Annotated in this window: 21 protein-coding genes and 2 pseudogenes; 12 read left to right on the top strand and 11 right to left on the bottom strand. The window is 69.4% G+C overall.

Translation table 11 applies throughout. The annotated features are described in order from the left end of the window. Positions 1-60 precede the first annotated feature (60 nt). Positions 61-750 carry an LAETG motif-containing sortase-dependent surface protein gene (locus tag ACFV8H_RS02465; RefSeq protein ID WP_380396187.1) on the top strand — a complete coding sequence of 230 codons (690 nt, stop codon included), beginning with the start codon at positions 61-63 and terminating at the stop codon, positions 748-750. Between the two features lie 129 nt (positions 751-879). On the opposite strand, the gene ACFV8H_RS02470 is transcribed toward ACFV8H_RS02465, so the two are convergent. Both ACFV8H_RS02470 and ACFV8H_RS02475 read right to left on the bottom strand, forming a co-directional pair. Continuing rightward, positions 880-1,599: an ABC transporter permease gene (locus ACFV8H_RS02470; protein ID WP_380396337.1), complete on the bottom strand. Its 720-nt coding sequence runs from the start codon at positions 1,597-1,599 to the stop codon at positions 880-882. 50 nt (positions 1,600-1,649) lie between these two features. Then, complete coding sequence (locus tag ACFV8H_RS02475; protein WP_380396188.1) at positions 1,650-2,579, bottom strand: ABC transporter ATP-binding protein; 930 nt, start codon at positions 2,577-2,579, stop codon at positions 1,650-1,652. A gap of 177 nt (positions 2,580-2,756) precedes the next feature. Between ACFV8H_RS02475 and ACFV8H_RS02480 the strand changes: the two genes are divergently transcribed. The 8 genes from ACFV8H_RS02480 to ACFV8H_RS02515 all read left to right on the top strand — a co-directional run bounded on the left by ACFV8H_RS02480 (position 2,757) and on the right by ACFV8H_RS02515 (position 9,604). Continuing rightward, positions 2,757-3,572, top strand: coding sequence for a helix-turn-helix transcriptional regulator (locus ACFV8H_RS02480; protein WP_380396189.1), 816 nt, complete (start codon positions 2,757-2,759; stop codon positions 3,570-3,572). Positions 3,573-3,621: 49 nt separating this feature from the next. Continuing rightward, positions 3,622-5,037, top strand: a complete 1,416-nt coding sequence (gene sufB / locus ACFV8H_RS02485; RefSeq protein WP_375888428.1) for a Fe-S cluster assembly protein SufB — start codon at positions 3,622-3,624, stop codon at positions 5,035-5,037. Between the two features lie 62 nt (positions 5,038-5,099). Beyond that, positions 5,100-6,332, top strand: a complete 1,233-nt coding sequence (gene sufD / locus ACFV8H_RS02490) for a Fe-S cluster assembly protein SufD (protein WP_380396190.1) — start codon at positions 5,100-5,102, stop codon at positions 6,330-6,332. Positions 6,333-6,337: 5 nt separating this feature from the next. Further along, positions 6,338-6,655: a bifunctional 3-phenylpropionate/cinnamic acid dioxygenase ferredoxin subunit gene (locus ACFV8H_RS02495; protein ID WP_375888434.1), complete on the top strand. Its 318-nt coding sequence runs from the start codon at positions 6,338-6,340 to the stop codon at positions 6,653-6,655. Positions 6,656-6,661: 6 nt separating this feature from the next. Next, positions 6,662-7,426: a Fe-S cluster assembly ATPase SufC gene (gene sufC, locus ACFV8H_RS02500; RefSeq protein WP_380396191.1), complete on the top strand. Its 765-nt coding sequence runs from the start codon at positions 6,662-6,664 to the stop codon at positions 7,424-7,426. Beyond that, entirely contained in the window at positions 7,423-8,682 is a 1,260-nt protein-coding gene (locus ACFV8H_RS02505) for a cysteine desulfurase (protein ID WP_380396192.1), read from the top strand. Before sufC ends, ACFV8H_RS02505 begins: the two co-directional genes overlap by 4 nt. A gap of 20 nt (positions 8,683-8,702) precedes the next feature. Next, the gene (gene sufU, locus ACFV8H_RS02510) at positions 8,703-9,155 is read left to right on the top strand and encodes a Fe-S cluster assembly sulfur transfer protein SufU (RefSeq protein ID WP_380396193.1); all 453 of its coding nucleotides are present in this window, start codon (positions 8,703-8,705) and stop codon (positions 9,153-9,155) included. A 23-nt stretch (positions 9,156-9,178) separates the two neighbouring features. Continuing rightward, positions 9,179-9,604 carry a metal-sulfur cluster assembly factor gene (locus ACFV8H_RS02515; RefSeq protein ID WP_380396194.1) on the top strand — a complete coding sequence of 142 codons (426 nt, stop codon included), beginning with the start codon at positions 9,179-9,181 and terminating at the stop codon, positions 9,602-9,604. A 208-nt stretch (positions 9,605-9,812) separates the two neighbouring features. Here ACFV8H_RS02515 and ACFV8H_RS02520 read toward each other — a convergent pair whose 3' ends face one another. The 3 genes from ACFV8H_RS02520 to ACFV8H_RS02530 form a co-directional block, all read right to left on the bottom strand. Continuing rightward, positions 9,813-10,700, bottom strand: coding sequence for a hypothetical protein (locus tag ACFV8H_RS02520; protein WP_380396195.1), 888 nt, complete (start codon positions 10,698-10,700; stop codon positions 9,813-9,815). Positions 10,701-10,835: 135 nt separating this feature from the next. After that, on the bottom strand, positions 10,836-11,009 hold the full coding sequence (locus ACFV8H_RS02525; protein WP_380396196.1) for a hypothetical protein: 174 nt from the start codon (positions 11,007-11,009) through the stop codon (positions 10,836-10,838). 7 nt (positions 11,010-11,016) lie between these two features. Then, a complete protein-coding gene (locus ACFV8H_RS02530) occupies positions 11,017-11,403 on the bottom strand; it encodes a GNAT family N-acetyltransferase (RefSeq protein WP_380396197.1) in 387 nt (128 codons plus the stop codon). 249 nt (positions 11,404-11,652) lie between these two features. Here ACFV8H_RS02530 and gltX point away from each other — a divergent pair, with 249 nt between their 5' ends. Beyond that, positions 11,653-13,014: a glutamate--tRNA ligase gene (gene gltX, locus ACFV8H_RS02535; RefSeq protein WP_380396198.1), complete on the top strand. Its 1,362-nt coding sequence runs from the start codon at positions 11,653-11,655 to the stop codon at positions 13,012-13,014. A 56-nt stretch (positions 13,015-13,070) separates the two neighbouring features. Here the strand turns inward: gltX and ACFV8H_RS02540 are convergent, their stop codons facing one another. The 6 genes and pseudogenes from ACFV8H_RS02540 to ACFV8H_RS02565 all read right to left on the bottom strand — a co-directional run. Beyond that, positions 13,071-14,165, bottom strand: a complete 1,095-nt coding sequence (locus ACFV8H_RS02540) for a radical SAM protein (protein ID WP_380396199.1) — start codon at positions 14,163-14,165, stop codon at positions 13,071-13,073. Positions 14,166-14,181: 16 nt separating this feature from the next. Further along, positions 14,182-15,297 (bottom strand): radical SAM protein, encoded by a 1,116-nt coding sequence (locus ACFV8H_RS02545; RefSeq protein WP_380396200.1) that lies wholly within the window; start codon positions 15,295-15,297, stop codon positions 14,182-14,184. Beyond that, entirely contained in the window at positions 15,294-16,082 is a 789-nt protein-coding gene (locus tag ACFV8H_RS02550) for a nucleotidyltransferase domain-containing protein (RefSeq protein WP_380396201.1), read from the bottom strand. Before ACFV8H_RS02550 ends, ACFV8H_RS02545 begins: the two co-directional genes overlap by 4 nt. After that, a complete protein-coding gene (locus ACFV8H_RS02555) occupies positions 16,079-17,506 on the bottom strand; it encodes an FAD-dependent oxidoreductase (protein WP_380396202.1) in 1,428 nt (475 codons plus the stop codon). The genes ACFV8H_RS02550 and ACFV8H_RS02555 overlap by 4 nt, the downstream gene beginning before the upstream one ends. Further along, on the bottom strand, positions 17,503-18,459 hold the full coding sequence (locus ACFV8H_RS02560) for a hypothetical protein (protein WP_380396203.1): 957 nt from the start codon (positions 18,457-18,459) through the stop codon (positions 17,503-17,505). The genes ACFV8H_RS02555 and ACFV8H_RS02560 overlap by 4 nt, the downstream gene beginning before the upstream one ends. A gap of 219 nt (positions 18,460-18,678) precedes the next feature. Then, positions 18,679-18,813 (bottom strand): annotated as a pseudogene (locus tag ACFV8H_RS02565) (DegT/DnrJ/EryC1/StrS family aminotransferase); the annotation flags it as partial. A gap of 165 nt (positions 18,814-18,978) precedes the next feature. Here ACFV8H_RS02565 and ACFV8H_RS02570 point away from each other — a divergent pair. Both ACFV8H_RS02570 and ACFV8H_RS02575 read left to right on the top strand, forming a co-directional pair. After that, a complete protein-coding gene (locus tag ACFV8H_RS02570) occupies positions 18,979-20,304 on the top strand; it encodes a helix-turn-helix transcriptional regulator (RefSeq protein ID WP_380396204.1) in 1,326 nt (441 codons plus the stop codon). Between the two features lie 216 nt (positions 20,305-20,520). Further along, positions 20,521-20,925, top strand: a pseudogene (locus tag ACFV8H_RS02575) (NUDIX hydrolase); the annotation flags it as partial. Positions 20,926-20,992 lie beyond the last annotated feature (67 nt).

Below are 20,992 nucleotides of genomic sequence, written 5' to 3' on the forward strand. Positions count from 1 at the left end.
GCCACTGCGAACCACTTCAACCCGCCTGCTGCGTACGACCGTTCGGAGGGGAACAGGGTAATGGCGCGACAGCAGCGGCACATTCGGATGGGCGCGGCGGCACTCGCCGGTACGGCGGCGGCCGGAATTCTCCTGCCGCTGGCACTGGCCACCAACGCCTCGGCGCACGTGCCGACCTGGTCGGTGACCTGCGACAAGGTCGTGGTCGACCTGATCAACTACAGCCCCAAGGCCGACGTGAAGAACACCGTCAGCCTCACCATCGGTGACGAGAAGGTCGTGGACGCCCAGGGGTTCCCGGCGGAGTTCCACGGCAAGTACCCGGTGAAGGACCACGACGCCCCGATCGTCGCCCACCTGGTGGTCAAGACCACCGAGACCCCGGCGGAGAAGGGGTGGAACATCGACGAGACCAAGACCATCGCGCCGTGCCACACCCCGACCCCGACGCCCACCCCGACCCCCACCAAGACGCCCACCCCCACGCCGACCCCGACGCAGACGCCGACCGGCACCCCGTCGGCGACGCCCACCCCGAGCGGGACCCTGTCGGCCACCCCGACCCCGACCCCCAGCCGGACGACCCCGGCCGCCCCGGCCCCGGCGCCCAGCACCAGCGCCCCGGCGCTGGCCCAGACCGGTGGCAATGACGCCACCCCGATGATCGCGGCGGCCGGCGGCGGCGTGCTGCTGGTCGGCGGCGCGCTCGTGCTGCTCGCCCGCAAGCGTCGCGGCGGCACCCAGGGCTGACCCCCGGTGACCGGCTAGAACACCTGACGCCCCCGACCTCAACAGGTCGGGGGCGTCAGGCGTTGACGGGGAGGCGGCCACTCCCGGTGGCCACTCCTGGCTGCTGCTCCGGGTGGCTGCTCCGGGTGGCTACTCCCAGCGGAAGAACCGGGCGGCCGCGGCCAGCCCCAGGACGGCCCAGCCGGCCAGGATCCCGAGGTCCGACCAGGGCACCCCGGCGCCGTGCTGGAGCACCGAGCGCAGCCCGTCCGAGAGCGCCGAGATCGGCAGCAGCTCCAGCGCCGACCGCACGGCGTCCGGGAACTTGCTCAGCGGCACGATCACCCCGCCGGCCAGCAGCAGCAGGATGAACACCAGGTTGGCGGCGGCCAGGGTGGCCTCGGCCTTGAGGGTGCCGGCCATCAGCAGGCCGAGCCCGGAGAAGGCGGCGGTGCCGAGGACCAGCAGGGCGGCGACGGCCAGCGGGTTGCCGTGCGGGGACCAGCCGAGGGCCAGGGCGATCACCGACAGCAGGGCGACCTGGAGGATCTCCGTCACCAGGACGCAGCCGGTCTTGGCGGTGAGCAGCGTCCAGCGCGGCAGCGGGCTGGCGCCGAGCCGCTTGAGCACGCCGTAGCGGCGCTCGAAGCCGGTGGCGATGGCCTGTCCGGTGAAGGCGGTGGACATCACGGCCAGGGCGAGCAGGCCGGGCGCCAGGAAGTCGACCCGCTTGCCGGGGCCCTCCACGGTGACGACGTCCACGGCGGAGAACAGCACCAGCAGCACGGTCGGGATGACCACGGTGAGCAGCAGCTGCTCACCGTTGCGCAGCAGCATCTTCGTCTCGAAGGCGGTCTGGGCGAGCAGCATCCGGCCGACGGGTGCGGCACCGGGCTTCGGCGCGTAGTCGGTCGTGGTGGTCACGAGCGGAGCTCCCGTCCGGTCAGGTCGAGGAAGACGTCTTCGAGGCTGCGGCGCTGTACGGCCAGCCGCTCGGGCAGGATGCCGGAGGCCGCGCACCAGCCGGTGACGGTGGCCAGCAGCCGGCTGGGGTCGAGGGGTGCCTCGACGCGGTAGCTGCCGGGGGCGGTCTCGGTGGCGGTGGTGCCGGCGGGCAGTTCCTTGAGCAGCGGGCCGAGGTCGAGGCCGGGCGGGCCGTCGAAGCGCAGGGCGTCCTCGGCGCCGCCGCGGCACAGCTCGGTCACGGTGCCGTCGGCGATGACCTTGCCGCGGTCGACGACGGCGACGCGGTCGGCGAGCTGTTCGGCCTCGTCCATGTGGTGGGTGGTGACGACCACGGTGACGCCGTCCCGGCGCAGGTCGCGGACCAGGTCCCAGGTGGCGCGGCGGGCCTGGGGGTCGAGGCCGGCGGTGGGCTCGTCGAGGAAGACCAGTTCGGGGCGGCCGACCACGGCCATCGCGAGGGCGAGCCGCTGCTGCTGGCCGCCGGAGAGCCGGCGGTAGGTGGTGCGGCCGCAGGAGCCGAGGCCGAGGCGCTCGACCAGGGCGTCCACGTCCAGCGGGTGGGCGTGCAGTTTGGCGGTGTGCCGGAGCATTTCGACGGCGCGCGCGCCCGCGTACACGCCCCCGGACTGGAGCATGACGCCGATCCGGGGCCGCAGGGCGGCGCTGTGGGCGACCGGGTCGAGGCCGAGGACGCGGACGGTGCCGGCGTCGGGGCGGCGGTAGCCCTCGCAGGTCTCGATGGTGGTGGTCTTCCCGGCGCCGTTGGGGCCGAGGACGGCGGTGATCGCGCCGGTCGCGATGGTCAGGTCGAGGCCGTCCACCGCGACCTTGTCGCCGTAGCGTTTGACCAGCCCGGAGACCTGGACCGCGGGTTCGGAATGCATACCGGCGAGTCTAAGAGGACCGAACACCCGGGCCGAACGCCCGGTCCGGAGACCGGCCTTGGTGATCATCGATGCAGGTCAGGTAAGGCTTACCTGCGTGACAGATGACACGAGTGAGGCCTGCATCACGGCTTGTCCTGCCGGAAGTAATTACGCAACACTGGTGTTGTGAAAAACATGCGCGAGCACACCCCGCAGCAGGAGGCCGAGTCGGCCCCCGGCTGCGACGTGCCCGTGACGGCCGCCGAGGTGCTGCTGGAGGGCCACCGGGCCACCCGGGACCGGGTCGCCCGGTCGATCCTGGACCACGGCCCCTCCTCCGCCGCCGACCTGGCGACCAGGCTCGGCCTCACCGCCGCCGCCGTCCGCCGCCACCTCGACGGCCTGGCCGCCGCCCGTCTGGTCGAGTCCCGCGAACAGCGGGTCTACGGCAGCCGGGGCCGGGGCCGCCCGGCCAAGGTCTTCGCCCTCACCGACGCCGGCCGGGACGCCTTCTACCAGGCGTACGACCAGCTCGCCGCCGACGCGCTGCGCTGGATCTCCGACGCGGTGGGCGGCGGCAAGGCGGGCGAGGAGGCGGTCGCCGCCTTCGCCCGCGCCCGGTTCGGCAAGCAGGGCGAGAAGTACCGGGAGACACTGCGGGGGGCCGAGGCGCAGGAGCGTCCGGAGGCCCTCGCCCAGGCGCTGAGCGCGGACGGGTACGCTGCCACGGTGCGGCGTGTCCCGTCGGCCGTGGCCAAGGCCCCGGCGGGCGCCCAGCTCTGCCAGCACCACTGCCCGGTCGCGCACATCGCCGAGCAGTTCCCGCAGCTCTGCGAGGCGGAGACCGAGGTCTTCTCCCAGCTCCTGGGCACCCATGTGCAACGGCTGGCCACCATCGCCCACGGCGACGGGGTCTGCACCACCTATGTGCCGGCACCCGGTGCCGCATCGTCGCCTGCCCTGCCCCCGGCGGGCCGCGGTTCCGATGCAGTGCCGACTGCCAGCACATGAAAACTCCGCGTCCACCGAAGATTCAGCGTCCGCGCGTTAGGAAGCTCGCATGACTGACACCGTTTCGCACCCCGAGCTCGAAGGCCTCGGCAATTACGAGTACGGCTGGGCCGACCCGGACGCCGCCGGCGCCGCGGCCAAGCGCGGGCTCAGCGAGGAGGTCGTCCGCGACATCTCGGCGAAGAAGAACGAGTCCGAGTGGATGCTGAACCTGCGGCTCAAGGGCCTCAAGCTGTTCGGCAAGAAGCCCATGCCGACCTGGGGCTCCGACCTCACCGGCATCGACTTCGACAACATCAAGTACTTCGTGCGCTCCACCGAGAAGCAGGCCGAGTCCTGGGAGGACCTGCCCGCGGACATCAAGGCCACCTACGACCGGCTGGGCATCCCGGAGGCGGAGAAGCAGCGCCTGGTCGCCGGTGTCGCCGCCCAGTACGAGTCCGAGGTCGTCTACCACCAGATCCGCGAGGACCTGGAGGAGCAGGGCGTCCTCTTCCTGGACACCGACACCGCGCTGCGCGAGCACCCGGAGATCTTCAAGGAGTACTTCGGCACCGTCATCCCGGCCGGCGACAACAAGTTCGCCGCGCTGAACACGGCGGTGTGGTCCGGCGGCTCGTTCATCTACGTGCCGAAGGGCGTGCACGTGGACATCCCGCTCCAGGCCTACTTCCGGATCAACACCGAGAACATGGGCCAGTTCGAGCGGACGCTGATCATCGTCGACGAGGACGCCTACGTCCACTACGTCGAGGGCTGCACCGCGCCGATCTACTCCTCCGACTCGCTGCACTCGGCGGTCGTCGAGATCATCGTCAAGAAGGGCGGCCGCTGCCGCTACACGACCATCCAGAACTGGTCGAACAACGTCTACAACCTGGTCACCAAGCGCGCCGTGGCGTACGAGGGCGCGACCATGGAGTGGGTCGACGGCAACATCGGCTCCAAGGTCACCATGAAGTACCCGGCCGTCTACCTGATGGGCGAGCACGCCAAGGGCGAGACCCTGTCGATCGCCTTCGCGGGCGAGGGCCAGCACCAGGACGCCGGCGCCAAGATGGTGCACATGGCGCCGAACACCTCCTCCAACATCGTCTCCAAGTCGGTGGCGCGCGGCGGCGGCCGGACCTCCTACCGCGGTCTGATCGAGATCGGTGAGGGCTCCAAGGGCGCCAAGTCCAACGTGCTGTGCGACGCGCTGCTGGTCGACACCATCTCCCGCTCGGACACCTACCCGTACGTGGACGTCCGCGAGGACGACGTGTCCATGGGCCACGAGGCGACCGTCTCCAAGGTCAGCGAGGACCAGCTGTTCTACCTGATGAGCCGGGGCATGACCGAGTTCGAGGCGATGGCGATGATCGTCCGCGGCTTCGTCGAGCCGATCGCGCGCGAGCTGCCGATGGAGTACGCGCTGGAGCTCAACCGGCTGATCGAGCTGCAGATGGAGGGCGCGGTCGGCTGACGACCGGCCGAACCGCCGCCATCCATCCGGATTTCCTGAGGAAGAGAGCACTACGAACAGCCATGGCTGACGTTCAGAACACCACCGGCTCCACCACCGCCGGTTCGATCGAGGTCGGTACCGCCGGCGCGGGCGAGCAGCTCGCCGGCCCCGGCACCGGCCGGACCAGCGTCCACCAGCCGATCGACGCGCGCGTCGCGGTCAAGCCGTCCTTCGACGTGAACGACTTCCCGGTGCCCACCGGCCGCGAGGAGGACTGGCGGTTCACCCCGCTGCACCGCCTCGCCGGCCTGCATGACGGCACCGCCGCCGCCGGTGAGCGGGGCGAGGACAAGGTCGAGTTCGCGCTGCCGGACGGCGTCACCGCCGAGACCGTCGGCCGCGACGACGCCCGGCTGGGCAAGGCCGGCACGCCGGTCGACCGGGTCGCCGCGCAGGCGTTCAGCGCGTTCGAGCAGGCCCTGGTGGTCACCGTCCCCAAGGACGCGGTGCTGACCGAGCCGGTCAGGATCGACGTGCGCGCCGAGGGCGGGGTCCGCTTCGCCCACGTGGTGATCGACGTCAAGCCGTTCGCCGAGGCCGTCGTGGTGCTCAACCACGAGGGCACCGGCACCCGGGCCGCCAACGTCGAGCTGCTGGTCGGCGACGGCGCCAAGCTCACCTTCGTCTCCGTCCAGGACTGGGACCGGGACGCCGTCCACGTCGCCCAGCAGAGCGCGCTGGTCGGCCGGGACGCCTCGTTCAAGTCCGTGGTCGTCACCTTCGGCGGCGACCTGGTGCGCCTCCACCCGCGGGTCAACTACGCGGCCCCCGGCGGCGAGGCCGAGCTGTTCGGCCTGTACTTCGCCGACGCCGGCCAGCACCTGGAGCACCGCCTGGTCATCGACCACGACACGCCGCACTGCCGGTCGAACGTGGCGTACAAGGGCGCGCTGCAGGGCCAGGACGCCCACGCGGTCTGGGTCGGCGACGTGCTGATCCGCGCCGCCGCGCTCGGCACCGACACCTACGAGCTCAACCGGAACCTGGTGCTGACCGACGGCGCCCGGGTCGACTCGATCCCGAACCTGGAGATCGAGACCGGCGAGATCGTCGGCGCCGGCCACGCCTCGGCGACCGGCCGCTTCGACGACGAGCAGCTGTTCTACCTGATGGCCCGCGGCATCCCGGCCGACGAGGCCCGCCGTCTGGTGGTCCGCGGCTTCTTCGCCGAGCTGCTCCAGCAGATCGGGGTCGCCGAGGTCCAGGAGCAGCTCCTGGTGAAGATCGACGCAGAGCTGGAAGCGGCGGTCTGATCCCGATGAGCTTCCTGCGTGCCTGCGCGCTGAGCGACCTCCAGGAGGACGTGCCCAAGCGCGTGGACCTCAACGGCGTGCCGGTCTCGGTCGTCCGCACCGACGAGGGGGTGTTCGCGATCAACGACACCTGCTCGCACGCGAACGTCTCGCTCTCGGAGGGCGAGGTCGAGAACTGCATGATCGAGTGCTGGCTGCACGGCTCCAGCTTCGACCTGCGCACCGGCAAGCCCTCCGGCCTGCCCGCCACCAAGCCGGTCGCTGTCTACCCCGTAAAGATCGAAGGGGACGATGTGCTCGTCTCCGTCAACCAGGAGTCCTGAGTACACATGGCAACCCTTGAAATCCGCGACCTGCACGTCTCCGTCGACGCCGAGAACGGCCCGCGCGAGATCCTGAAGGGCGTCGACCTGACCGTGAAGCAGGGCGAGACCCACGCCATCATGGGTCCGAACGGCTCCGGCAAGTCCACCCTGGCCTACTCGCTGGCCGGCCACCCGAAGTACACCGTCACCGGCGGCACCGTGCTGCTGGACGGCGAGGACGTCCTGGAGATGTCCGTCGACGAGCGCGCCAAGGCCGGCGTCTTCCTGGCCATGCAGTACCCGGTCGAGGTCCCCGGCGTCTCGGTCTCCAACTTCCTGCGCACCGCCGCCACCGCCGTCCGCGGCGAGGCCCCCAAGCTGCGGCTGTGGGTCAAGGAGGTCAAGGAGGCGATGGCCGCCCTGCAGATGGACCCGGCGTTCGCCGAGCGCAACGTCAACGAGGGCTTCTCCGGCGGTGAGAAGAAGCGCCACGAGATCCTCCAGCTGGAGCTCCTCAAGCCGAAGATCGCGATCCTCGACGAGACCGACTCCGGCCTGGACGTCGACGCGCTGCGCATCGTCTCCGAGGGCATCAACCGGGTCCGCTCCACCGGCGAGGTCGGCACCCTGCTGGTGACCCACTACACCCGCATCCTGCGGTACATCAAGCCCGACTACGTCCACGTCTTCGCGGGCGGCCGCATCGTCGAGTCCGGCGGCGCCGAGCTGGCCGACAAGCTGGAGAACGAGGGCTACGAGGCGTATGTGAAGGGGGGCGCTTCCGAGTGACCCACGCTTTTACGGGACTGCTGGACACCGACGCGATCCGCAAGGACTTCCCGGTCCTGCAGCGTCTGCTCCACGAGGACAAGCCGCTCGTCTACCTGGACAACGCGGCCACCTCGCAGAAGCCGCGCCAGGTGCTCGAGGCGCTGACCGGCTACTACGAGCGGCACAACGCCAACGTCCACCGCGGCGTGCACGTGCTCGCCGAGGAGGCCACGGCGCTGTACGAGGGCGCCCGCGACAAGGTCGCGGCCTTCGTCAACGCGCCGAGCCGCAACGAGGTGATCTTCACCAAGAACGCCTCCGAGTCGCTCAACCTCGTTGCCAACATGCTCGGTTGGGCCGACGAGCCGTACAAGGTCGACGCCGACTCCGAGATCGTGATCACGGAGATGGAGCACCACTCCAACATCGTCCCGTGGCAGCTGCTCTCGCAGCGCACCGGTGCGAAGCTCAAGTGGTTCGGGCTCACCGACGAGGGCCGGCTCGACCTGTCCGACATCGACGAGCTGATCACCGAGAAGACCAAGGTGGTCTCCTTCACCCTGGTCTCCAACCTGCTCGGCACCGTCAACCCGGTCGAGACGATCGTCCGCAAGGCCCAGTCGGTCGGCGCGCTGGTCGTCATCGACGCCTCGCAGGCCGCGCCGCACATGGTGCTCGACGTCCAGGCGCTGGAGGCCGACTTCGTCGCCTTCACCGGCCACAAGATGCTCGGCCCGACCGGCATCGGCGTGCTCTGGGGCCGCCAGGAGCTGCTGGAGGACCTCCCGCCGTTCCTCGGCGGCGGCGAGATGATCGAGACCGTCACCATGGGCTCGTCCACCTACGCCCCGGCGCCGCACAAGTTCGAGGCCGGCACCCCGCCGATCGCCCAGGCGGTCGGGCTCGGCGCGGCCATCGACTACCTGTCGGCCATCGGCATGGACAAGATCGCCGCGCACGAGCACGCGATCACCGAGTACGCGGTGGAGCGCCTGCTGGAGGTCCCCGACCTGCGGATCATCGGTCCGCGCACGGCCGTGGACCGCGGCGCCGCGATCTCCTTCACCCTCGGCGACATCCACCCGCACGACGTGGGCCAGGTGCTGGACGAGCAGGGCATCGCCGTGCGCGTCGGACACCACTGCGCGCGTCCGGTCTGCCTCCGGTACGGAATTCCGGCGACCACGCGGGCGTCGTTCTACCTGTACTCGACGCCGGGCGAGGTCGACGCGCTGATCGACGGCCTGCACCACGTCCGGAACTTCTTCGGCTGACGGGACAGGGCAGGACGATCATGAAGCTCGACTCGATGTACCAGGACATCATCCTGGACCACTACCGCAACCCGAAGGGCAAGGGGCTGCGGGACGGCGACGCCGAGGTGCACCACGTCAACCCGACGTGTGGCGACGAGATCACCCTGCGGGTGAAGCTCGACGGCACGACCGTCGCCGACGTCTCGTACGAGTCCCAGGGTTGCTCGATCAGCCAGGCCAGCGCCTCGGTGCTGAACGAGCTGGTCGTCGGCAAGACCGTCGGCGAGGCCCAGGCCGTCCAGGAGGCCTTCCTGGAGCTGATGCAGAGCAAGGGCCAGGGCGAGGGCGACGAGGAGGTGCTGGAGGACGCGGTCGCGTTCGCCGGCGTCTCCAAGTACCCGGCCCGGGTCAAGTGCGCGCTGCTCAGCTGGATGGCCTGGAAGGACGCCACCGCCCAGGCGCTCGCCAAGCACCCCGTTGTGAACGACTGAACCTGCAGAGGGAGGACAAGACCATGAGTGACGAGAGCACCACCACCGCCGCCGCCACCGCCGATGCCACGGCCTCCGCTGCGGACACCGCCGCGGAGGAGCAGCCGAACGGCGTCGTCATCGTCGGCACCACCGCCGGCACCGTCTCGGTCGAGGACCTGACCGAGGCCCTGATGGACGTCGTCGACCCCGAACTGGGCATCGACGTCGTCAACCTGGGCCTCATCTACGGCATCCACATCGACGAGTCCGACGTGGCCACCATCGACATGACGCTCACCTCGGCGGCCTGCCCGCTGACCGACGTCATCGAGGACCAGGCCAAGACCGCCACCGACGGCCTGGTCCAGGACCTGCGGATCAACTGGGTCTGGATGCCGCCGTGGGGCCCGGACAAGATCACCGACGACGGCCGCGACCAGCTGCGGGCCCTGGGCTTCAACGTCTGAGGTCGTCCGTCGATCGTCGATCGTCAACCGCTGCCCGGGACTCCTTCGTGGAGTCCCGGGCAGCGGCGTTTCCGCCTCCGGGGTGAACACCCTCGCATCATCTGCTTTATTGAGCAGTTCTACCGCCGTTCCCCACCGTCCACCCCCCACCCGCCTGCCGGCGGGTGCCCACCCCGGCCCTCGTCGCGCGCCGCTGATGGAGCCTGTCTCAGGCTGCGATCTGTGCAGGCCGAGTGCTGGTCATTGCGGAGCGCAGGGCGGTTCGGACTCGGGCGGCACCTGCGGCGGCCACGTCCGTGCCCTCGCGGGCCGTGGGGGTTCGGGTGGCCAGGCCGGCGCACGGGCGGCAGATGCCGGGGCGGGGCACGGGGTCGTGGCACTTGGCGCACTCGGCGTACCGGGCCGGTGGCCGTGCAGCGGGCTGGGCGGGCGGCATCTTGTGCTCCAGGCGGTAGCGGAGCACCGCGGCCGCCGAGTGCACCGGGGTGGGCAGGCCCGACAGCAGGGCTTGGGCGAGGTCGGCGTGGGCCGCGCCGCGTTGCAGCCACTGTGCGACGAGGGGCGCGAGTGCGGCGGCTTCGGCCTCGCCCAGGCGCAGCCGGGGCTCGGGGCGGATCACCCGGAACAGAGTGGCGACCGCTTCGCGGATCTCGGGTGCTTCCTCCCCTCCTCCCCGGTTGCTTTCGTCGGCCGGGCTCGTGGGGAGGGAGGGTTCTTGCTGCCGGTCCTTTACAACAGGGCTGCCAGCACGGCCGGTTGCCGGTTCGCCGGGCGCCGGACGGGTGGTACTCGGCGGAGCCGTGAGGTGCGGGGTGTCGTAGATGTGGGCTTCGGTGATGATCGTGCCGTCGGGCATCCGGATCTTCTCGACCCGGTAGTACCCGGCCTCGGTCAGCTCCTTCAACGCCTTGCGGACGGCGCCACGCCCCTGCGGGCTGCTGTCGGCCATGTGCCGCCCGTCCTCGCGCCAGCCGTCGGGGCGGGAGAGGAGGTCCGCGAGCAGGCCTCGGGCGGTGTAGCTCAGCCGCCGGTACTGGAGCACGGCGTTGGGTAGCACGGTGAAGTGACGTACGTGTTCGGTACGATGGATACGCATCGGGAGGTTCCGCTCCGGGTGCCAGACCCCGGAGCGTTGGCGCGCTGCCGGGGTCACCTGTTTTCGGTTAGATTACGGAACGTAGCACGGCGATTGACGCACCGTCAGGCTGTTGGCAAAATCCAGCGTTGGCGACTACCTGACGGCGATGAGTTCCCCGCGCTCGACGGCCTCGCGCAGGACGGCCGCGAAGTCCTGGGGCAAGGGGGTGATCGTGTCGAGGGCTTCGGTGGTGAGGGGGATTTCCTCCAGGAGGTATTCGCCCCTGCCTTCCTGGCTGAACTCGGGCCCGGTGGCCGCCGCGAGCATCCACGCACTACTGAGGCCTGAACAGCCTCATGGAGCGCTCGTTCTTCTCGAAGCCGAGCGACTGGTACAACTGCGCGCCGTCTGCGCTTGTGTTGAGGCTGACCAGCCCACAGCCTTGGTCCCAGAACCAGGTCAGGAGTCTGGTCGTGACCGCCCTGCCGTTCCCTTGGCGGCGGCAGCCTGGTGTCGTCTGGACAAGGTGCACATACCCGGCCCGGCCGCTGTAAGTCGGCCCGGGTGGCGCTTCGTAGATGCTTCCGAGTGCGACTGAGACGACAGAATCGGCGGGCCCGTCGATGACGAATCCAGCCATGTCCTCAGCGCGGGCAAGGCCATCCACCAGGTAGGCGGTGAGGTCCTCGAACCACCGGCCGGTCGGGGGTACCTTGATCATCTGCGCGCGGAGGCGGGCTATCGACAGCGCGTCTGCTCCTGTTGCTCTCCGTACATCCACACCGGCTCATCCTTCGATCGGGTGAACTCGCGATACGCCTCTGGACGCCTGGGGTGCCGTCCGTGTCCATCATCAGGTCAGCACCGATCACGGTGAGCGGCAACTCGGACCTACGGGCGCCGCTACCGTGTTCGCATGACTGTTGCCTCTTCGCCTGTCCGAGTCCGCTTCGCTCCGAGCCCTACTGGCATGTTCCACGTCGGTGGTGCCCGTTCGGCGCTCTACAACTGGGCGACGGCACGACAGCGCGGCGGCAAGTTCGTCCTTCGGATCGAGGACACCGACGCGGCCCGCAACCGCGAGGAGTGGACCGAGGGGATCATCAGCGCGCTCGCGTCCATCGGCATCTCGAAGGCGGACCCGGCCTTCGAGGGCCCCTACTTCCAGTCGGAGAACGAGACCCGGCACCGCGAGGCTGCCGCCGAGCTGTACGCGGCCGGCCGGGCGTACTACTGCGACTGCACGCGGGAGCAGGTGGCCGAGCGCACCGGTTCCCAGCAGCTCGGTTATGACGGGTTCTGCCGCGATCGGGGCCTGGGCTTCGAGGCCGGTCGGGCTCTTCGCTTCCGCACCCCGGACGACGGGGCCACCGTGGTGGTCGACCTGATCCGCGGCAATCCCGAGTTCCCCAACGCCGCCATCGAGGACTTCGTGATCGCAAGGGGCGACGGCAGCCCGGTCTTCCTGCTGGCCAATGTGGTCGACGATCTCGACGAGGGGATCACCCAGGTGATCCGCGGCGAGGAGCACCTCTCGAACACCCCCAAGCAGCAGCTGCTGTGGGCAGCCCTGGGCGCCGAGCCGCCGGTCTGGGCGCACTTGCCGGTCATCGTGAACGAGAAGCGGCAGAAGCTCTCCAAGCGGCGCGACAAGGTGGCACTGGAGGACTACCTGGCTGAGGGCTACCTGCCGGAGGCGATGGTCAACTACCTGATGCTGCTGGGCTGGGGCCCGAAGGACGACGTCGAGATCCGTCCGTACGCCGAGCTGGAGCAGTTGTTCCGTGTGGAGGACGTGAACGGCTCCTCTGCGTTCTTCGACGTCAAGAAGCTGGCCTCGTTCAACGGCGAGTACCTTCGGGCGCTTCCGGTGGACGAGTTCGAGGCGGCGTGCGCACCGTGGTTGTCCTCCCCGCGGGCCCCTTGGGTGGCGGAAGCGTTCGATCCGGTGCAGTTCGCCGCCGTGGCCGGCCTGGCACAGACGCGGATCTCGGTGCTGTCGGAGATCACCGCGTACGTCGACTTCCTGTTCCTGGATGAGCCGGTGCGCGACGAGGCGTCGTGGGCGAAGGCGATGAAGGAGGGGGCGGCGGACCTGCTTCGGGAGGCTCGGCAGCGGCTGGCCGAGGCTGTGTGGGAGACGGCCGCACTCAAGGCGGTGCTGGAGGAGACGGCGGCCGTCTTCGGGTTGAAGCTGGGCAGGGCCCAGGCTCCGGTCCGGGTAGCGGTGACCGGCCGGACGGTGGGACTGCCGCTGTTCGAGTCCTTGGAGGTCCTCGGCCGCGAGCGGACCCTGGTGCGCCTGGACAAGGCTCTGGCTGAGTTGGCGTGATGCATGGGGCCCGCACGCCCTGGTGGGTGTGCGGGCCCTGCTCGTCCTCCGGCCGGTCAGCGCAGGTCGACCAGGCGGTGTTCGGTTCCCTCCGGTTCGGCGGGCATCGACCACAGCGGGCAGACCGGGATCGTGGTGCGATCGCAGTCGTTGCTGATCAGGGTCTTCTGCAGGTGGTCGTACGCCGCGCAGCCGCCTCCGCAGGTGGAGCTGTGCGAGCAGGTGCGGCAGTTCGCGGAGATGGTGTTGACGAGGGTGAGTTCGCTGATGCCGTTCTGGAGACGGGGGTGGATCGCCCCGTTGCGGAACTCGCCGTAGTGAAGGTCGGTGTCGAAGAACGCCGAGCAGATGTACACCCGGCCGTCGGGGAAGATCGCGAGGCGTTCGAGGTTGCGGGCGGTGCAGCCGCCGTATCCGGCGGACCGCAAGGCGGGAAGCTGGTCGGCGGTGGCGAACGCGGGCGGGTAGAAGACGCGCACGCGGCGGCCGGCGGCGGCTTCACGGATCTGGCCGCACAGCTGCACCCACTCGTCCGGGGGGATCTGGAAGTGGGGCTTGTCCAGGCCCAGGCCGGTGGGGGTGAAGTAGTGGAAGGAGAGCATCTCCAGGCCGATGGAGTCGGCGAGGTCGATGGCGTCGAACACGTCGGCCCGGTTCGCGGTGGTGACGGTGAAGATGGCGCGGGTCTGGAAGCCGTCGGCGACGGCGCGCTCCATGCTGGTGAGCAGGGGGCGCCAGGTCTTCTCACCCCGCATCTGCTCGTGGGTCTCCTGGTGGGCGCCGTCCATGGAGAAGGAGAAGGAGTCGAGGCGGCCCTGCAGCAGGGGCCAGGCCTTCGGGGGGATGAGGCCGTTGGAGGTCAGGACGGCCTTGTACCCCTGGGCCTTGCAGATGTCGAGGATGTCACCGAACTGGGGGTGGGTGGTCGGCTCGCCACCCAGCAGGTAGACCTTGTACTGGCCGTAGGCGACGCGGAGGCTGGAGAGGATGTCCTCGACCATCGCGGAGGTCATGCGCCGCTCGGCGTCGAGGCGGTCGCCCATGTAGCAGTGCTTGCAGCGCAGTTGGCACTTCTCGGTGATGTAGAGGAACAGGAACGGTTCCTTGGCCGCCGTGGCGTGCACGGCGGCGTGCACGAGGGTTTCGGTCACGGTCTCGTCTCCCTTATCAGCGCAGGGCATGCAGCGAGTCGTCTTCGCGGGCACCCCAGGCGGAGACCGTCCACAGGATGCACAGCGGCGTGGTGTCGCGGTCGCAGGAGTAGAAACCCTCATCCCGGTAGGCGGGGATCTGGGAGTACGCGGGGCAGCCGCCGCCGCAGGTGCCGGTGTTGGGGCAGCCGGTGCACACCGGGTCGGTGGTGAGGTAGGCGTTGAGCTCGTTGTTCGGGTCGGGGTTCAGGACGAGCCGGTCGCCGTTGAAGGTGGCGTGGTGCCGGCCGTTGTCCATGAAGACGGGGCACGCGAAGACGGTGCCGTCCGGGTAGACGTGCGGCCGGTCGAGGGTGCGGGCGGGACAGCCGGGGTAACCACGGTCGAACCACGCCGCCTGGTCGCCGGCCTTGACGAAGGTGGGCGGGTAGTAGACCGCCAGGCGCGGCTCCGGCGGGAAGGCTTCGATCTCGGCGCAGAAGTCCATCCACTCGGTGGGGTTGAGCGGCTGGAGGAATCGGGCGCCGTTCCCCGTCTTGCCGAGGTTGTGGAAGCTGAGGGTGTGGGCGCCGAGTTCGGCGAGGAAGGGGATGAGGTCGAGGGCTCCTTCGCGGTTGGTCTGCGAGACGGTGCACATCACGCGGACCTGGTAGCCGAGTTCACGCGCCTGGGAGATGTGGCGGACGACCTTGTCGTAGTTGGTGGGGTTGCCGCGGATCTTGCGGTGGATGCGCGGGTCGGCGGACTCCAGGGAGAAGTTGAAGCTGCTCAGGGCACTCGGCGGGATCTTGCCGAACAGCTCGTCGTCGAAGTCGCCGTTGCTGCTGATGGTGACCTGGTAGCCGCGCTTGCGACCCTCGCTGACGATGGTGGGCAGCTCGGGGTGCATGGTGGGCTCGCCGCCGAGGAGGTAGAGCTTGTCGTGGCCTCCGGTGATCCGGAAGTAGTCCATGATCTTGACGGCGGTCTCGATGGTCATGGTGTTGGCGGCGTTGAGGCGGTCGTTGCCGACGTAGCAGGTCTTGCAGCGCAGGCCGCAGGCGGTGGTCGGGTAGAGGAAGACGAACCGTTCGCGGGTCTGGCGGTAGATCGGCAGCCTCGGGGTCGGCATGCCGAGAGAGACGGTGGTCATCGGGGTCCTTCCGGTTCGGTGTGGAGGAAGGCGAGGCACTGAGCGGACAGGAGTGCGGCCAGGGCGGTGCCGGCCGTGACGGGCAACGGGCAGGTGGCGCCGTCCGGCGGCGCGACATTGACGGGGTTGCCGGGGTACAGGGCTTCGGATCGGGTGGCCAGCGCGGTACCGAACCAGCGCTCCAGGCCGATTCCGACCGGGGTGTCGGTCCAGGAGTCCGTGGCGTCTCTGTCCTGCCATAGGCCGGCGAGCCGCTGTTGCGGGCTGCCGGAGGGCAGGCGCAACCGGCCCTTGTGCTCCTGGACCCGGGGCATCGGCCAGGCGGAGAAGTAGGTCGCGGCCCGGGCTTCGAGCGCCGGCAGCAGGCCCGCCGGGTCGTGGACAGCGGTCTTCGGGTCGGTGAGGAACTTGAAGACCACATCGCCCTTGCGGAACACCGACAGCGGACAGTCGGCGAGGTAGCAGGCGGACCGCTGAACGGCCGGCACGGCCGTGATGCAGTGTTCCGTGAAGGCCAGCAGGGTGTTGAGGGTGTCGAGGGTGAGGATCTCTCCGCAGTGGTCGAAGTCGAGGCCGGCGGCCTGGTGGATGTCGCGCAGACGCTCGGCGAAGATGCGCTCCCGGTCGTGGTCGCTGCGGGCGGTGACGACAAAGAGGTCGATGTCGCTGGTCGTCTTGTCGCTGCCGCGTGCGTACGAGCCGCCGACGAAGGAGCACAGGAGGTCGTCGCCGAAGATCTCGACGGCGGCTCGGCTGGCCGTTGAGACGGCCTGGGCGCCGGTCATGCGGCCAGCCCGGTGGTGCCGCCGGGGCAGTCGGCGATGGCCTCGGCCGCGGCGAGGCCGCCGACGGCGGCCTGGAGGATGCCCTGGGCCAGCCCGGTGCAGTCGCCGGCTGCGTACAGACCGGGGGCCGTGGTCTCGAGGCTGTCGGTGAGGCTCAACTCGTCCCAGAGGTTCTCCAGCTCGAGGCCGATCACGGCGATCTGGGCGGCGGCTTGGCTCGTCAGGGCGCTGCCGCTGAAGTAGGCCATCAGGTCTTCGAAGGCGTCAGACAGAGCGGCGTGGATGTCCCGGGGCAGGATGCCCGCGAGGTCGGCGACCTGGTAGTCGCGAAGGGAGGGGTGGAAGCCGCTGAGTTCGGCGAACTGCTCGAGGCTGGTGCAGTCGAGGGCGCGGCTACGGAAGTCGGGGTACCACTGGAGGACGGGCTTCCCCGGCCGGTCGGTCCTCAGTCTCCGGTACGGCACGAGGAGGTTCTCCTCGATCCAGGCGGTGCTGTGCGGAGTACCGTCGAGGGCTCGTAGCTGTGCCAGCAGGGCGAAGTTCGCGGTGCTGCCCGACTTCGCCTCAGGGATGACGTGGCCGTCGAGGAGCGTGTGGTCGCCGTAGTCCGTGAACTTGATTCGGCCGCCACCCGGACCGGCGCAGTAGCAGAACGTCTTGATCTTCACGCCGTTGGTGACGATGGTGGTCTTGAAGTCCTCGTGGATGTCGGACCCGCGCCGCAGGAGCGCCGTCGGGGCCTCGAAGCGGACTCCCACGGAGGGAGCGGGCGCGGAGTAGGAGAGTTCGAGGCGCCGAAGAGCCTGCTGCCACCAGCGTTGGCCGCGCCGTCCAACTGCGACGATCACCGAACTCGTGTGCACAGTCTCACTGGTGCCGGCCCGCCCCGCAGTCTCGGCTTGCCACCCTTGTCCGAGCGGACGGAGGGACGTGACCTGCGTCTGCATCCGCAACTCGGTGCCCGGGGCGGCTGTGATGCGGTGGTGGAGCCGTTCGATCAGCGTGCGGACCTGCTCCGCGCTGAGCGAGGCCACCGGGTAGTCCTTGACCTTGAACGGGCCGTCGGTGGGGCGCGCTCCGCGGAAGGCAGGCTGCTCCGCACCGCACAGTCGCCGCACGGCCCGGTCGGCGAGGGCTTCGGCCCGTTCGGTGCCGAGGAGTTCGGCGAGGCGCCTGCCGCTGGGGAACTGCGAGAGCTTGACCCCGTCCCCGTAGTGGATGGAGCCGCCGAATCCGGAGATCACGTTGCAGATGCCCTTGCACCCGTTGCAGGAGCGCATGAGGTCCACCGGGCAGGTCCGACGCTGGTAGGGGCGGCCGGCGTCGACCAGCAGCACCCTGGCTCCGTTCTCAGCGAGGCGATCGGCGGCGACAAGCCCAGCGGGGCCGGCACCGATCACCAGCGTGTCGACGATCGTGGTCAACTGCGGCCTCCGTAGTGGCTCTCGATCCAAGAGGAGGCTGCCCGGGCGGCCTCGATGGTCGGTCGGTTGGCGTCCTCGATGAGGTCGGTGACGGCCGGGTGGTACAGGTGCTGGTAGTTCGAGCACTCATGCAGGACGGGCGTTGCGCACAGGTCGACGACCAGCCGGCGGGCGGCGGCGTCCACGAGGCGTGCGATGTGGTCGCGGTACTGCGGTGTGAGACCAGACGTCGCGAGCACCAGGTCGAAGCCGCTGTCCCGAACGGTGTCGGGCAGGTCCGTGATCCGTAGAACAGTCGTCCCGGCGGACCCGGTCCGCAGGAGCCGACGAAGCTTCTTGGGGTTGCGGGTCAGGAGGAAGACGCGGCGATCATCGCCGAGTTCATGTGCGACGGCTTGGGCGAGCATGCCGCCCCCGACCACGACCAGGTTGCTCGACTGAGCGGTCGACACTCCCGGCAGGGTTCGGGCGAGGTCACGGTAGTCGAGTCGAGCGCGGAGACCGAAGCGGCGCCGCGCCTGGTCGGCCAGCAGGAGCACCTCTGCTCCCGCCGGCCGAAGCGGATGGTCAATGGGCAGCCGGTCGAAGGCCGCATGCACCTGCTGGAAGACGAGCTGTTCCCCGAGGATCAGCGACATCGTGCCTGCGGCGATCTGGGTCAGTCGGGAGGCGGCGGCGTCGTGGCCAGTGATCCTCCGGCTGAGCCGGATCGAGAGCGGCGCGGTGGCCACCATTGCAGGTTCCGCCTCGTACCACTCGACGCGGTGGCAGGTGCGCAGCAATAGCCCGGTCGCCGAGCTCGTACCGACCGCGCCGTCCAACTGTTGAAACGACGCTCCCAATTCACCGAGCGAGTTCGTGGTGGCGTCGTTGAAGGCGCACCATGCAATCCGGCCTATGGCATGTGCTGAGCTGGTCCTGCCTTCGAGCGGTGGATCAGCTGTCTGGGTCATGAGTACCTCCTCAGTTCCACTGCTCTGGCGCTGGCTAGAAACGCCGTCGATGAATGGGGGCCGCGGACAGCCAAGGCGAGAGCACGGGGCACCCGGTGATACGAAGTGGTGGTGCCGCGCCCTATCTCTGGCGCTTGGCCTCATCCAGCGTGAGACGGACACGCTTTCCCGTGAGCAGGGGGGCAGAATTCGAGCCTCGCGGCCAGCCATGCCGGTGGGCTTGTCCCACAGGTGGGTGACCATGACCGCCCGAGTGCGGGGGGTGATCAGCTTCTCAATCCGGTTCGGGTCGATGTTGCCGTCCGCTCGGGTCTCGCACAGCACCGGCACTGCACGGAGGTGGAACAGCGGCGAGGCGGTGGCGTGGAGACTCCTTCCGCTTCACGAAGGAACTTCTTCGGTGCACGAAGAGTAGAGCCCAACTCACGGCCACCAACCAGGCTTTGTCTGTAGTCCCGGGGTGGTCCCGGCATCGCTTGCAGTAAGCTCGCGGTCACTGTCGATGATGGGATTGGTCTCGTGGACGACCAGATCCGGCACCCCCTCGCGTACGCCCGCGCGCTTCGCGGCTGGTCCCAGACCGACCTCGCGGCCCGCATCCACCACGCCGCCAGGAGCAGGCCCGAAGGCCTTCGCTCCGGCACCGACAAGGCCGCCGTCAGCAAGTGGGAGAACTGGCGCAAGACGCCCAGCATCGAATCCCAGCTCCTGATCGCTGAAGCCTTCGACGTCCCGATCGCCGACCTGGAAGCCTTCGAGTGGCCCCACTGGCTGCCCGGCCAGGAACAACCGGTGCCGCTCGGGGCGGCATCCACCGTTCACGCACTTCGAGACGCACAGAGAGCCGCCATGGACCATCGCCGCCGCACCTTCATGACCTTCAGCGCGCTTGCGCTGGCCGGGCTCTCGGCCCAGTGGGCCGCCCTCGAACCCGACCGGCTCACCACTGCTCTGAACGGCAATCGCGTCGACGCCGAACTGGTCGACTGGATGGAAGACACCAGTGCCAAGTTGACCGCCCTGCCCACCGAACAGCGCCAGCACACGTCCAAGCTGATCGATGCTCAGCTCGACACCGTGATCGACCTGCTGGAACACGGTCGCTACACCGAACCCGTCGGCCAGCGGCTTCACCTGCTGGCCGCCTCCCTGGCCAGCACCTGCGGTTGGCACCGGTTCGACCAGGGGCATCACTTCGCGGCGGGCAAGCTCTGGAACGCGGCGCTCACCAACGCGCACGCCGCCCGCGACCGCGACCTCGGCGCCGGCATCCTCTCCGACTTCGCCTACCAGTCGATCTGGCTCACCCAGCCCGATGCCGCCGTCGAACCGCTCAGCCAGGCGCTCATCCACACCCAGCACCCAACCGCCCGATCCCTGCTCTACCTCCGCCGGGCCCGCGCACACGCCGCCCTTGGTGCTGCCTCCGACTGTCACCGCGACCTCGCCGCCGCCGAGGCGGCCTTGCTGACCGACAGCCCCGACCCGGCCCCAGGCTGGTGCCGGTGGATGAGCGCGGCAGACCTGGCCGTCGACTCCGGCCAGTGCATGCTCGACCTCCGCCGTCCCGGCGAAGCGCACGCCCGCATCGACGAGGGCATGAGTCTGTTGCCACGCTCCCGCGACAAGACCCGCGGGATCTTCCTGGCATACGAGGCCCGCAGCCTCCTACAGGCACGCGAGGTCGAACAGGCCCTCGCCGTCACGAACCAGTCCCTCGATCTCGCCACCCGGATCGGTGCCGAACGGTGCGTCACCCTGGTACGCGAACTCGCCCCGGTGTTCCAGTCCTATCGCCAGGTCGACGGCGTCGACGACCTCATGGATCGCCTCAAGGCGAGCTGACGCTACGGGTTCAAAGCCGGCACATTGGTGGGGAGGGGACGAGCTTCTTCGTCAGCTGTCCGCTGGGCGAACCTCTCGGTCGGAATGTTCGTGCGGCAGCCAACAATGACGCTGTCGAGGACATCGACGTGATGTGGGTTCCTCGAAACTTGGTGGCCCGCTTCATCGACGCCGATACGATTCCCCACCCGTCCTCGCCGTCCTGGAGGAGCAGACGTGACACAGCAGAGTGCGGAGGAACGCCCGGGCATTTCCGCCGCGATCGTGGTCCACGAAGGCCGCGTTCTGATGGTGCGACGGCGGGTCAGCGAGGGCCAGTTGTCGTGGCAGTTCCCGGCCGGTGAGATCGAGGCCGGTGAGTCGCCCGAGGAGGCGGCGGTTCGCGAGACGGCGGAGGAGACCGGACTGGGTGTGGCCGTCGTCGGTTTCCTGGGCCAGAGGGTGCATCCGAAGACTGGTCGGCTGATGTCGTACACCGCCTGCGACGGCTTCGGCGGTACCGCTGAGGTAGTGGATACGGACGAGCTGGACGCCATCGCGTGGGTGGCGCTCGCCGAGATCCCCGAGTACGTGCCGTACGGGCTGTTCGAGCCGGTTCAGGCATACCTGGACATCGCGCTCACTGTCTGGCCACCGGCTCCATGGGTGACCACCCATGGAGCCGGTGGTCGCATTGGCGCCGTGCACT

Source organism: Kitasatospora sp. NPDC059827 (genome assembly GCF_042731675.1).
Taxonomy (GTDB): Bacteria; Actinomycetota; Actinomycetes; order Streptomycetales; family Streptomycetaceae; genus Kitasatospora.